The organism is Treponema primitia ZAS-2 (assembly GCF_000214375.1).
GTDB lineage: Bacteria > Spirochaetota > Spirochaetia > Treponematales > Breznakiellaceae > Termitinema > Termitinema primitia.
In genome coordinates, this window is the sequence record NC_015578.1 from 267,502 (window position 1) to 280,484 (window position 12,983).

The window sequence follows — 12,983 nt, forward strand, 5'->3', positions numbered from 1 at the left end:
TTAAACATACTTCTAGAGTATCTATATAATACCTCTGATTTGTAAAAGATTTATTTCATAGGAGCAATACTGTAATATTATGTTAATTTCATTACCATTTGTTTATTTCAAGGAAATAGCCAGAAAGATAATAAATACTCTTTTAGTAAAAATGCGGTATGCTATTTGTAAAGATATGATATATTTAGGAAGGAATAGAAATTTATATGTAAATATAGGTGATTATGTTCGTATATCATCTCTAGAACTTGTTGCATATAATATTAATGAAAATAATATAGAGGGTTGTGTTGCAGAACTTGGTGTATACAAAGGAGATTTTGCCCAACATATAAATATTTTATTTCCGGACAGAAAACTATATTTGTTTGATACATTTGAAGGATTTGATGCAAGAGATGTTATGGTTGATGTTAAAAACAAATATTCAGCTGGCACACAGAACTTTTCTGGGACGAGTATAGAATTGGTTCTAAATAAAATGAGATACCCTAAAAATTGTTTAATTAAAAAAGGATATTTTCCAGAAACAACAAAAGACATTGAAGAAAGATTTGTATTTGTAAGTATTGATGCTGATTTACTTGAACCAATATATCAAGGACTTAAATATTTTTATCCGAGATTACAAAAGGGGGGATGTATTTTTGTTCATGATTTTAATAATATGGAATATGCTGGTGCAAAAGCAGCGGTAAAAAAATATTCAATGGAATTAAATATACCATATTTCCCATTAAGTGATATTTGTGGTAGTGTAGTATTTATAAAATAAAGGCTCTGGAATAGTATAGAAATGAATAATATTCTTTTTATCACAGCCTTCCCACCAAATAATAAAAGTGGCGGACAGACGTTTTCTATGAACCTACTTAGAGATTTAGCAACAAAATATAGTATTGACTTAGTTTATTTTTCGTATAAAAATCATACTATTGATCCAACTTTACAATTAAATTTAGCAAAAATATTTACTGTTAAAAATGCTAATTCTCTAATTTGCCCTATAATCCATCCAATTTTTACTAGGCGGTTTAATAGAACTATATTAAATTATTTAAAAGGCATTATAAAAAATTACGACATAGTATTTTTTGACCATATACAGGTTGGTTTGTATGCAGTCTATTTAAATCATCCTTATAAAATAATACGATGCCATGATATATTAGCACAAAAATATACGCGATCAGGAATAATTGTAAAACAATGGATTAGCATAACAGAAAAGAAAATATTAAAGATGGTTCATAAAATATTTGTTCCGTCAGAAAAAGATGTAAATTTTGTAAAAAAAGTATATGGAATTGATGTTCTTTTCACCCATGAATACTTAAAAAAATATTCTTACAGTACTACAAAAAAAATGGATAATATTTTTATCTTTTTTGGCGTATGGTCACGGAAAGAAAACGTTAAAGGATTAATCTGGTTTATCAAAAATGTATACCCGCGTATCAATTGTAGTTCTGATATTAGATTTATAATAATCGGTGGTGAATTAGCTTCAAAACTACAAAAAAGATATGTATTGCCTTATCATAATATTGAATATATTGGTTTTGTTGAAAACCCGCTTGATATCTTGCATACCTCTAGCGCTCTTGTTGCGCCTCTTTTTGCAGGAGCCGGAGTTAAGGTTAAAGTTATTGATGCGTTTACTACAGGGACTCCGGTTATAGGAACGGATATAACTTTTGAAGGATTACCGTTTATAGAAAAACTGGTTTATCACGCAGATGATCCGCAGGAATATGCGGATATTATAAATAATTTTTGTTCTATGTCTTTTAATGAAAAGCAACAAAACGCGCAAAAGTTTTGTATGCAATATAATAACCATCATTTAGTGGAACAATTATAACTACCTGTTCAGTCTGTAATATTAAACTAGAAAACACATAAATATGTTCGCAATATTTGTTTATATTTATAACACTCCCAAAGAACTTCTTGATGCTCTTTTTTAGACCTTTTTTGAACTATGGTCAAGGATTGAAAACAGCGATAGATTAATTTTATTTATTAAAAATGTATACGCCTTGATTGATAATAGTAATAATATTAGTTATTTAATAATAGGCAGTGGTTTATCAGATAAAATAATTAAAAATAAATAGCGGTCAATACGAATATCAATTATTTGTGATTTGTTGAAAATCTATAGGGTGCTTAATTTGGAAATAAAAGATAAAACTTGTAAGCCAAATATTGCTGTATTATTAGCTGCATATAATGGAGAAGAATGGATATATGAACAAATAAAAACCATTTTAAATCAAAATGATGTAAATATACATATATACATTAGTGTTGATCTGTCTACAGATAATACTTATAATATTGTAAGAAGTTTATCGGAAGAATGCTCTGAAATAACTCTTTTGCCTTATGGAGAAATATTTGGAAGTGCCGCAAAAAATTTTTATAATCTCATATTAAATGTGCCTATAGAAGATTATGATTATATTTCATTATCAGATCAGGATGATATTTGGCTCGAAGACAAGTTATCCAAGGCTATTGATAAATTAAATAAACTAAATGCGGATGGCTATTCTAGTAATGTAATGGCTGTTTGGGAAAGTGGAAAAAAAGTTTTAATTAAGAAATCATTTCCTCAGCGTAAATATGATTATTTATTTGAAGCACCAGGGCCGGGCTGTACTTTTTTGTTGAAAAACAATTTGATAATTGGACTTAAAAAAATAATGGCTGATAAAAAAAAATATTTATTTCAATTAAATATGCATGATTGGTTTATATATGCGTATGCGCGAAGTCATAATTATAAATGGATAATAGACAATAAATATTATATAAACTATAGACAACATAATCATAATGAATTGGGAGCAAATTTTGGATATAGAGCATTTATTAATAGAATAAAAATTATGCTAACGGGATATGGAATTAGCCAATCAATTTTAATTATAAATTATCTTGAGTTACAAGATATTCCATTTGTACAAAAATGGTATGCCGCTAATAAAATTGATTTTAGAAATCTTGCACTAAACACAAATCAATGCAGACGAAGAAGAAAAGATAGGTTTTTCTTCTTCGTACTTTGTATATTATTGTTGATTATAAATAAATTCAAGGGAATTTATGATTCAAAAATATATTTTGCTGGATAGAAGCAAGCTAGTCGTTATCGTCAGGGAAATTACGGCTAAGTAATGAATATCCTTATTACTGGAATACATGGCTTTGTTGGAAGTAATCTTGTTAGATCATTGGAAAATCATACTATTTATGGTTTAAGTACCCGTTCACCTTTTTGGGAAAATTTAAACGGCTTGCCTCCAATTGATTGTATTATTCATTTAGCAGGTAAAGCCCATGATACAAAAAATATAACAGAATCAGAAATATATTTTAATATAAATACCGAATTGACAAAAAAAATATTTGATTATTTCCTGCAAACAAGTGCAAAGAAATTTATTTATTTTAGTTCAGTAAAAGCGGTTGCTGATACGGTTGATACTATTCTAACCGAAGATGCTATCCCTCTTCCAATAGGTCCATATGGTGAAAGTAAATATTTTGCAGAAGAATATATTAGGACGGTTTCAATAAATGCATCTATACCAAATAAACAAGTTTATATACTTCGCCCTTGTATGATTCATGGCCCTGGTAATAAGGGCAACTTAAATTTATTATATAATATAATAAATTTAAGTATTCCCTGGCCGCTTGGATCTTTCGATAATAATCGATCTTTTACTTCAATTGATAATTTGATTTATATAATAAATAAATTATTGGAGCATGAAATAGCTTCGGGGGTTTATAATGTAGCTGATGATGAGGCATTATCAACCAACGAAATAATACAATGTATAGGTGAAACAATACCCCGCAAATGCAAAATTTTGTATATAAATAAACGATTAATGGCAGGTGTCGCAAGATTGGGGGATATATTTCACCTTCCCCTGAATCAAGAGCGTTTGAAAAAACTAACTGAAAACTATATTGTTTCAAATGAAAAAATTAAAAAAGCCTTGAGTATAGATTATCTGCCATTGTCAGCCAAGAACGGATTGATAAAAACCATTCAGTCTTTTAAATCGGAGAGTATTCAAAGATGATCCGTTTTTTTGACATTTTATTTTCAGGTATTGCAATTATTATTTTGCTTCCCTTTATGATCCCAATAGTAATTGGGTTAAAGTTGACAGGGGAACATTATATATTTTATGAGCAAATAAGGGTTGGTCGTCATAGCAAAGATTTTAGATTGCTCAAATTTGCCACAATGCTTAAAAATTCTCCTAATTTGCCTGGTGGTTTATATACGAATGTCAATGACCCAAGAATGCTTCCTATGGGAAAATTTTTAAGGAAGACAAAAATAAATGAGCTTCCACAGCTGATAAATATTTTTCTTGGCCAAATGAGTATTGTTGGTTATAGACCAACAGTTAGAGAACATTATAATGCATATCCAGAATATGCTAAACAAAAATTATATTATTCAAAGCCAGGATTAACCGGGATGGGGTCTATTATCTTCAGAAATGAGGAAGAAATCCTTCAAAAATTTGAAGATAAAAAAAACTTTCATCAAAATGTGATTATTCCATATAAAGCCTTGTTAGAAAGTTGGTATATTGATAAAAGAAATTTAGTAAATTATTTTAAGATAATTATTATTACAGTCATTGTGGTGTTGAAAAGTACTAACGATTCATGGAAGAAAAGTTTTCGTGATATTCCTTCTCCGCCTCCTGAATTACAGCCATACATATAATAGAGGAATTTAAATTATGAATTCAATGCTTTCTCTTATTGGCCGATATGAACCTCTTTTTGTGGCGGATATAAATGTCTATGAGAAATCATTAAAAGATATTATATCTTCATCCCGATTTTTGGTAATTGGAGGTGCTGGATCTATTGGTTCTGCTTTAGTACAGGAAATATTTAAACGGAACCCAAAATTGCTTCATGTGGTTGATATAAATGAAAATAATATGGTTGAGTTGGTTCGGGATATTCGAAGTTCTCTGGGATATATCGATGGTGAATTTTCAACTTTTATTATTGACTGTGGTTCGGATATCTTTGACTCATTTATAAATAATGGCCCAGGGTATGATTTTGTTTTTAATTTATCAGCGTTAAAGCATGTAAGGAGTGAAAAAGATCCTTATACTTTGATGCGTATGATAGATATAAATATTCTCAATATTGACAAAACAATAAGCCAAGTTAAAGCAAAAGGAGCCCAAAAATACTTTTGTGTATCTACAGACAAGGCAGCAAATCCTGTAAATATGATGGGTGCATCAAAGCGAATTATGGAAATGTTTCTTATGCGCCATTCTTTGGAATTACCAGTTTCTACAGCCAGATTTGCAAATGTTGCTTTTTCTGACGGAAGTTTATTATATGGATTTAATCGCCGTATTGAAAAAGAACAGCCTATTTCTGCTCCAAATGACGTTCGCCGGTATTTTGTTACACCGCAGGAATCAGGAGAATTGTGCCTCATGTCATGTCTGCTGGGTGAAAACAGGGATATCTTTTTTCCAAAATTGGATTATAGCATTAATCTGATAACTTTTAGTGAAATAGCTATACGCTTTTTGGAAGGCCTTGGTTATGAACCTATTCAATGTGCCACAGAAGAAGAAGCTAGGAAGCGGGTAATTGAGCTCAAAAAACAGAGAAAATATCCGGTTTATTTTTTTAAGAGTGATACTACCGGGGAAAAGGATTATGAAGAGTTCTATACGGAAAGTGAAACTATTGATTTTGATAGATTTAAATCAATAGGGGTTATAAAAAATGAAGCGCTTTATGATGATCAGAAAATGAATATTTTTATAAAAAATATTCATTTCTGGAGAAACAAGTGTACTTGGTCACGATTCGAACTAATAAATTTATTTAATCAGATGATACCAGAATTTAAGCATCAGGAATCTGGTAAATTTCTTGATGGAAAGATGTAGAGTAACATTGTATGAATGAAGAATCAAAAGAAGACGAAATCAGCCTCATTGATCTCTTTGCAGTCATCTGGCAAAGGAAGATAATGATAATTATCATAACCATAATAGTCTTGATAAGTGTAATTATCTATTCCATTATTTCTATCAAATTACCATCTAAAAAATCTCCCCTCCCTAATGAATACACCCCTGTTGCTCTCATGCTTATCAATAATGGCTCTTCGTCAGGTAATGGTATGGCCTCTGTGCTTAGCGCCAGTGGCCTTGGTGGATTGGCAGGCCTAGCCGGCGTCAGTACCGGTTCATCCTTCAGTGACCTCGCGATTTATCTTGTTAGTACGAATTCCTTCCTGGATGCGGTGGTTGACGAGTTTGATCTTATTACTCGGTATAAAGTTAAAAAATTCTTTCGAGCAGGAAGCCGTAAAGCGCTGAAGAAGAAACTCGCCGCATCTGCTGATGAAAAAAGCGGAGTCTTTAGTGTTAGCTTTACCGATATTGATCCTGTATTTGCACAGAGGGTGGTCAATTATTGTGTCTCATACCTCCAGGCCTGGTTTGATGAGCTTGGCATTGACAAGAACAAACTGGAAAAAGAAAACTTGGAAAGGAATATCGAGAATACTTTTCGGGAAATACAAAGCTTGGAAATGGAAAGCCAGAAACTAGGCATGTCGGTCACTGGCGGTGGGGGGGCGGCTTCCATTCCTTCAATCGCCCTTGAACAGCGCCGTATCGCGCTGGAACTGGGAGCCCAGCAGCAGGTTTATACCCAGCTTAAAGTTCAGTATGAACTTCTTAAGGTAACCATGGCCAGTGAGAAACCAGTCTTTCAGATCTTGGAAATGGCCGAAATCCCGGACCAGAAATCAGGTCCTAGTCGCGGAATGATTTGCATCATCGTTACTCTTGCCGCAGGGTTTTTTGCTATATTTCTTGCCTTCATTCTGAATGCCATAGACAATGTCAAAAAAGACCCTGAAGCCATGGCAAAACTGCGGAGGACCCGCGTTTGAAGTTACAATGGCTTACCATCTGTTTTTTACTTATTTCCTTACGCGCTTTTGCACAGGAGCCCAGTGTTTCTAAAGTAACAGAATCTGAGGCTTTAAGTCGCTATGCCCAGCTGGCTCTCTCCAGCCCCGATTACCGGGTTACCGCAGGGGACATCTATACCCTGGAATATGCCGCTGGTACTGTCCCTGTGATCTATAAAATCGTTGTGGATACCAGTTACCGCATCAAGGTTTCTAATCTTGGGGTGATTAATGCCACTGGGAAAAGTTATCAGCAGCTTAAGAGTGAAGTTGAAGCTATCGTTACCAATAACTACCCCTTAAGTGGGGTCCAGTTGGTCCTCACCGAACCGGCATCCTTCCGGGTCCGTATTTCCGGGGAGGTGCAGAATTCCCGGGAAATCGCAACCTGGGCCTTAGCACGGCTTTCCGGCCTCTTAGGCGCCGAAAACTTAACCTCCTATTCTTCTCTCAGGGATGTGTCGGTAACATCACTGAATGGTCAAACTCGGGCCTACGACCTCTTTAAGGCCCAGCGTTTCGGGGATATGTCCCAGGACCCCTATGTCCGCCCCGGGGATGTGATTACGGTGAACCGTATCACCCGGGTGGTCTCCGTGACCGGGGAGGTGGAACGTCCTGGGGAATACCAGCTGCTGCCCGGGGAAAGCCTCCGGGAACTGGTTGACTACTATGCCAGCGGACTTTCTCCAATAGCCGACCCTTCCCGGATAGAACTGGTGCGGCAGGTGGGGAGCGCTGTCGATTCAGGGGATAAGATCTACCTGACCCGGGATGCTATTAATTCAGGTTACCCCTTGCAGCATCTGGACACTATTCGGGTTCCTTCGATCGCTGAACTTATTCCGGTAATGTTTGTGGAGGGGGCGGTCCGGGTGACCGAAGAGGGGGACGAGCTGACCACCGCTACCCGGCTGACGATCCGGTTCAATGCAGGGGAGAACTACGCTTCCCTGGTACAGCGGAACCAGGCCTGGTTCTCGGCTATTTCGGACACTAAAAACGCCTACCTCATCCGGGGGGCTGAACGTATTCCCTTAAACCTGAATCCTATGCTCTATGATTCGTCGTACCGCAGTCAGTATTTGGTAGAGCATAACGATACTCTGATCATTCCCTTCCGGCAGTACTTTGTAACGGTGTCCGGTGCGGTCTATTCGCCGGGGCGCTTCCCCTACATTCCTGACCGGTCCTGGGACTACTATATCGGCTTGGCCGGGGGCTTTCTTCCTGAACGAAATACCCGCGAGAAAGTGGATATCGTGGACCTGGCGGGGAAGAAGCTGACGAAGAAGGATATTATTACCCCGGAGACGAATATCACCGCCCGGGCGAATAGCGGATTATATTACTTTAACCAGTATGGGCCGGTGATTACCACGGTATTGTCTGTCGTTTCTACCTTCATTACCGTTACGCTGCTTATCACGCAGTAATCATGAGCTCTAAAAGATAAATCTGGAGATATAATTTGCTCTTTTCGTCCTATGGCTTTATTTTTATATTTTTGCCCATAGTTTTTGCAGGGTTTTTCTTTCTTAACAGGGTTAAGTGTAAATACATTGCAAAATTGTGGCTGGTGGTCGCATCCCTGATATTCTATGCTATGGGAAGCCCCGCATTTTTCCCTTTTTTTATGGGGAGTATTTTTGGTAATTATATCCTGGGCATTATCCTGTCAGCCGTTAATGCGGAAAAGCCCGTAGGCGGGGTTTCCCTGTTTGATCAGAAAAAACTGACCCTTGCCATAGGAATTGCCGCCAATGTTATCCTGCTGGGTTATTACAAATATACCGATTTCTTTATATCAAACATCAATTTGATTGCCCATACCGGTATTTCGTTGCGGCATATCATATTGCCCATAGGTATATCTTTTTTTACTTTCCAGCTGATTGCCTTCCTCGTTGACTCCTATCGGGGGCTTACCCGGTCTTATTCCATCCTTGACTATCTCCTTTTTATTACATTTTTCCCCCAGCTTATTGTAGGGCCTATTGTCCATCATGGCGAAATAGTCCCCCAGTTTGAAGATGAAAACAAGGCAAAGCTCGACTGGGGTGCGGTTGCCGCCGGCCTGTTTCTGTTTTCCATCGGCTGCGCCAAGAAAATACTGCTGGCCGATCCCATGACTGCAAGCGCCAGTGCCTTTTTTGCGTCCGTCCCTTCGCATCCCGGATTTATTGAATCCTGGTGGTATTCGGTTGAATATACGGTTTCCTATTATTTTGACCTTTCCGGGTATGCTGATATGGCAATTGGCCTGGGGAAAATGTTTAATATATCAATCCCCCACAATTTTAATTCCCCCTACAAGGCGCGGAATTTTCAGGACTACTGGCAGCGCTGGCATATAACCCTGTCACGGTTTCTGGGGGATTATATTTTCCGGAGTATTTACCGGAAAGGGGATAAATATCGCAATTACTATATTGCCACTATGGCTACTTTTTTTGTGAGTGGATTCTGGCATGGCGCTGGATGGACTTTTATTGTATGGGGGCTTGTAAATGGCCTATTTGTCTGTGCCGCCGGCTGGATGAAAAAAAGGCATATACGATTCCCTTTTTTTATCGCTGTTTTTCTGACCATGCTAGGAGTTGTCGCGTTACGGGTGTTATTTGTGTCTGGATCATTTGCCGATGCGCTGTCCGTATATCAGGGTATGATAAACCTGGAGTCACTTTTTAATAACGACATAGCTATACCGGGGACGATCACTTTAACTGGAAAACTCACCGCGGTGATATTTATCTTCGGTTTATTACTTTGCTGGCTTGCCCTGAACTCGGTTAGAATGGCGGTTTTTTTCAAAGCTAGATGGCCTTATTTGTTATTTTCAATTCTTCTTATGGGGTTAAGTTTGTTTAGGATGAATAATGGTATGGCATTTCTCTATTTCCAATTTTAAGGTTGATGATGAATATAAGTTCTAAAAGATGGTGTATAGTGTTTATTGCCTTTAGCATTATTACCATGGGGATAATTATGTCAGTAAATTATTTTATTGACCCGTATGGATATTTTTCTGACGTACCACCGAGAAAGGATTCTGGGGATGGGCTTGTATTAAGAAATGCAAAACTCAGTTATATTAGAAATCATTCGATACTTTACGATGGATTTATCATAGGTGGTTCTCGTGCAGGGGTTATTGATCCGAAACCTGTTTCTATTTACACAGGGCTATCGTTTTATAATTTATTTTTTACCGGTGGATATCAAGAAGATTATGAGAGGAGTATAGATTTTCTGATTGAAAATACGGCTGTAAAAAATATTTTTCTGCAAATCCATGGTAGGGAAATTATTAATGGACGAAGCCTATTTCAGCATATATATGCAGTAGATTCTAATATACCATCAAAAATTAGATATTATAGAACAATATTATTATCAGATTGTTCTACGCCGATTTTAAATTATATTATAAAGAGAGATAATTATCCGATTAAAAATAATGGTATGATAAATTATTTTGAAGTATTCTATGACCCAAGTCAAAAAGAAGGTATGCAGTATGTAAATCAGAAGTTTGTTAATAATTTTCGGGAAAGGGAGGAATACATTTTTATTGAAAAATCAAAAGATGATTTTCCTGACCTTGAATATACACTCGATTCCTTAGTGCGAATTAGAAACAAATGTGCAGAAAATAATATTGCCCTTACCTTAATAGTATGCCCCAGTTCTGTTCTTGCATTATCAGGCATTGAATCGCCCATTTTTTGGGAATTTCTTAAAAGAGTATCATCAATCACTGGTTTCTATAATTTTAATGGATATTCGAAATATAATTTTAACCCATATAATTATACTGATGAAACTCATTATAGAAATGAAGTGGCTGATAAAATGCTTCGGATAATATTTAACCAGGAAACACCACCGGATGATGATTGGGGTATCTTTTTAACTCCTGAAAATATTGATGAATATCTGGAACGGCGAAAGAATGAATACTATGGTTTAAAAAAGATATATGAAACCACAGGCGAGATTCCCCTGGGAGATATGACAGATTCCAGCTTTATCCCTCTTAGTAAAGGGAACTTCTAAAACCCCCGTTTAGAAGTTCCTTCTCATTTTTTTCTAACTAAAATTTTTTCAGACTATTATATAAAAAAGGTTGCAAATTCAATGGAAACAAAAAGATTTAAGGCATTAGACGGCATAAGAGGAATTGCCGCCTTAATTATTGCATTTATATATCATTATCAGAATTTTGCGCCAGAAACTTACCCATTCCGCAAAATATTATATTGGCCTTATCATTTTGGCTGGATAATGGTTGATTTGTTTTTCATATTGTCTGGTTTTATTTTTTTAAGTATGTATGGAGAAAAAATAAATAATCGTAATATGTCTGGTAAAAGTTTTTTTATATTAAGATTTAGCCGTTTATATCCATTACATTGGCTAATGCTGTTGGTAGTAATAATTGTAAAGCTTTTGCGTAAAATCACTATAGGAACAGGTTTCTTCGTTTATCATAATAACAACCTATTTACTTTTTTACAGAATTTACTACTAATACAAAATGGCTGGTTACAAACTGATTTTTCATTTAATGGACCGGCATGGTCAATACCTGTTGAAATACTAATGTACATTGTTTTTTTTGCAGTGTTTTATTATGCAAGGAATAAAAAAGCATATATCGTTACCTGTTTAGCGCTAATCTATTATGGGCTTATTATGTATTGTTCGGGCCGGAATAATACATTATTTAATGGTCAAATTGCACGAGGATTGATAGGATTTTTCATTGGTTGTATAACTGCGGAAGTTTATAAATATTCTATAATTAATCCTAAAAAAGGTAATAAGTTCATTTTATTTTGTACTATTTCACTGGGGTTCTTAACGGTTATACCGATAATATTTGGGTATAATGTTTTAAGAAGATGGGATTTATTATATGTATTTATATTTTTTCCTGCTTTATTACTTGTCGTGTTAAGAGTTAGCACTGTGGCAAAAATATTTTCAATAAAACCGCTGGTGTATTTAGGAGAATTATCATACTCAATATATTTATTACATTACCCAATGCAGCTTATTGTTAAAACAATAGATGATAATTTCAATTTGTCTATAAATTATTCAAGTTGGCTGTTTTTTATAATATTTAGCATCGGTGTAATAAATTTATCGCATTTAATTCATTATGGCTTTGAAAAACCTATTCAAAATTATATAAGAAAAAATTTGTATATGGAGGCCTCTACACGTCTCTACTCTACCCCCCCCCCCCCCCCCCCCCCCCCCCCCCCCCCCCCCCCCCCCCCCCCCCCCCCCCCCCCACACACACACACAGGTTTAGAACTTCCTTTTCATTTTGTTTTTGTTGACTAAAATATTTTTCAGACTATTTTATAAAAAGGTTGTAAATCTGGGCTTCTTGACCACCAATTTACACTATGGGCATACGGATTCTCTACTCCAGCGGCAATCCCGACGACCCGGCCAACAAGGACTACCGCATCTGGTACAACCTGATCGCCCCGGACAAGGAGCCCCCCGCCGGGCCTGAAGACCTGCGCGAATCCTTCTTTACCCGCCGGAAAAAGGACCTCATGGAATTCGCCTTCGGCGACAGCGGGAAGACGGCGTACTTATGCATCCAGATAGAGAGCGACGGCAAGAACGGGCCCATGGTGAGCGCGCTGATTTCGTAACAAAATAGTAATACTGTAGGTCGATATAAAAACCATGTTAGTATTTATATCGTTCCTGCAAAAAATTCATCTGTTCTTCCGAGGGTATGGTATAAACGCAATTGGTTGCGTTTATACCATAAATTTTGGAGCTTATGTAAATGCGTTTCAACAGCGATCGTGGGGGGATAAAAAAAATTCGTATAAAGTACGTTAAGTGCAATTGTATTTTGCCATCATTTGAAAAATATGCTGACAAAAAAATTATAAAAATATATAAAAATTATGGGTAATACCCACCGTAATGCCTC

12 protein-coding genes are annotated in these 12,983 nt (G+C 36.0%); all 12 read left to right on the plus strand.

Going from position 1 to position 12,983, the window contains the following annotated elements:
• Positions 1-79 precede the first annotated feature (79 nt).
• On the plus strand, positions 80-775 hold the full coding sequence (locus TREPR_RS01175; protein ID WP_015706439.1) for a TylF/MycF/NovP-related O-methyltransferase: 696 nt from the start codon (positions 80-82) through the stop codon (positions 773-775).
• Positions 776-796: 21 nt separating this feature from the next.
• Entirely contained in the window at positions 797-1,864 is a 1,068-nt protein-coding gene (locus TREPR_RS01180; protein WP_015706440.1) for a glycosyltransferase family 4 protein, read from the plus strand.
• Between the two features lie 313 nt (positions 1,865-2,177).
• Positions 2,178-3,143: a glycosyltransferase gene (locus TREPR_RS01185; protein WP_015706441.1), complete on the plus strand. Its 966-nt coding sequence runs from the start codon at positions 2,178-2,180 to the stop codon at positions 3,141-3,143.
• A gap of 42 nt (positions 3,144-3,185) precedes the next feature.
• Positions 3,186-4,106: an NAD-dependent epimerase/dehydratase family protein gene (locus TREPR_RS01190; protein ID WP_015706442.1), complete on the plus strand. Its 921-nt coding sequence runs from the start codon at positions 3,186-3,188 to the stop codon at positions 4,104-4,106.
• Positions 4,103-4,768 (plus strand): sugar transferase, encoded by a 666-nt coding sequence (locus tag TREPR_RS01195; RefSeq protein WP_015706443.1) that lies wholly within the window; start codon positions 4,103-4,105, stop codon positions 4,766-4,768. The genes TREPR_RS01190 and TREPR_RS01195 overlap by 4 nt, the downstream gene beginning before the upstream one ends.
• A 16-nt stretch (positions 4,769-4,784) precedes the next feature.
• Positions 4,785-5,975: a UDP-N-acetylglucosamine 4,6-dehydratase gene (locus TREPR_RS01200; protein WP_015706444.1), complete on the plus strand. Its 1,191-nt coding sequence runs from the start codon at positions 4,785-4,787 to the stop codon at positions 5,973-5,975.
• A gap of 11 nt (positions 5,976-5,986) precedes the next feature.
• Positions 5,987-6,991, plus strand: coding sequence for an LPS biosynthesis protein (locus tag TREPR_RS01205; protein ID WP_015706445.1), 1,005 nt, complete (start codon positions 5,987-5,989; stop codon positions 6,989-6,991).
• Positions 6,988-8,448 carry a polysaccharide biosynthesis/export family protein gene (locus TREPR_RS01210; RefSeq protein WP_015706446.1) on the plus strand — a complete coding sequence of 487 codons (1,461 nt, stop codon included), beginning with the start codon at positions 6,988-6,990 and terminating at the stop codon, positions 8,446-8,448. The genes TREPR_RS01205 and TREPR_RS01210 overlap by 4 nt, the downstream gene beginning before the upstream one ends.
• 200 nt (positions 8,449-8,648) lie before the next feature.
• Entirely contained in the window at positions 8,649-9,923 is a 1,275-nt protein-coding gene (locus tag TREPR_RS01215) for an MBOAT family O-acyltransferase (RefSeq protein ID WP_201765753.1), read from the plus strand.
• Positions 9,924-10,000: 77 nt separating this feature from the next.
• Complete coding sequence (locus TREPR_RS18325) at positions 10,001-11,071, plus strand: hypothetical protein (protein ID WP_148257206.1); 1,071 nt, start codon at positions 10,001-10,003, stop codon at positions 11,069-11,071.
• A gap of 81 nt (positions 11,072-11,152) precedes the next feature.
• Complete coding sequence (locus TREPR_RS01225; protein ID WP_015706449.1) at positions 11,153-12,370, plus strand: acyltransferase family protein; 1,218 nt, start codon at positions 11,153-11,155, stop codon at positions 12,368-12,370.
• Positions 12,371-12,435: 65 nt separating this feature from the next.
• Positions 12,436-12,693: a hypothetical protein gene (locus tag TREPR_RS01230; RefSeq protein WP_015706450.1), complete on the plus strand. Its 258-nt coding sequence runs from the start codon at positions 12,436-12,438 to the stop codon at positions 12,691-12,693.
• The last annotated feature ends 290 nt before the right edge of the window (positions 12,694-12,983 follow it).

What these genes read in the sequence shown, in the direction of transcription:
- TREPR_RS01175 (WP_015706439.1), top strand. Translation starts at nt 80, where the DNA reads ATGTTAATTTCATTACCATTTGTTTATTTCAAGGAAATAGCCAGAAAG.
- TREPR_RS01180 (WP_015706440.1), top strand. Translation starts at nt 797, where the DNA reads ATGAATAATATTCTTTTTATCACAGCCTTCCCACCAAATAATAAAAGT.
- TREPR_RS01190 (WP_015706442.1), top strand. Translation starts at nt 3,186, where the DNA reads ATGAATATCCTTATTACTGGAATACATGGCTTTGTTGGAAGTAATCTT.
- TREPR_RS01195 (WP_015706443.1), top strand. Translation starts at nt 4,103, where the DNA reads ATGATCCGTTTTTTTGACATTTTATTTTCAGGTATTGCAATTATTATT.
- TREPR_RS01200 (WP_015706444.1), top strand. Translation starts at nt 4,785, where the DNA reads ATGAATTCAATGCTTTCTCTTATTGGCCGATATGAACCTCTTTTTGTG.
- TREPR_RS01205 (WP_015706445.1), top strand. Translation starts at nt 5,987, where the DNA reads ATGAATGAAGAATCAAAAGAAGACGAAATCAGCCTCATTGATCTCTTT.
- TREPR_RS01215 (WP_201765753.1), top strand. Translation starts at nt 8,649, where the DNA reads ATGGGGAGTATTTTTGGTAATTATATCCTGGGCATTATCCTGTCAGCC.
- TREPR_RS18325 (WP_148257206.1), top strand. Translation starts at nt 10,001, where the DNA reads ATGTCAGTAAATTATTTTATTGACCCGTATGGATATTTTTCTGACGTA.
- TREPR_RS01225 (WP_015706449.1), top strand. Translation starts at nt 11,153, where the DNA reads ATGGAAACAAAAAGATTTAAGGCATTAGACGGCATAAGAGGAATTGCC.
- TREPR_RS01230 (WP_015706450.1), top strand. Translation starts at nt 12,436, where the DNA reads ATGGGCATACGGATTCTCTACTCCAGCGGCAATCCCGACGACCCGGCC.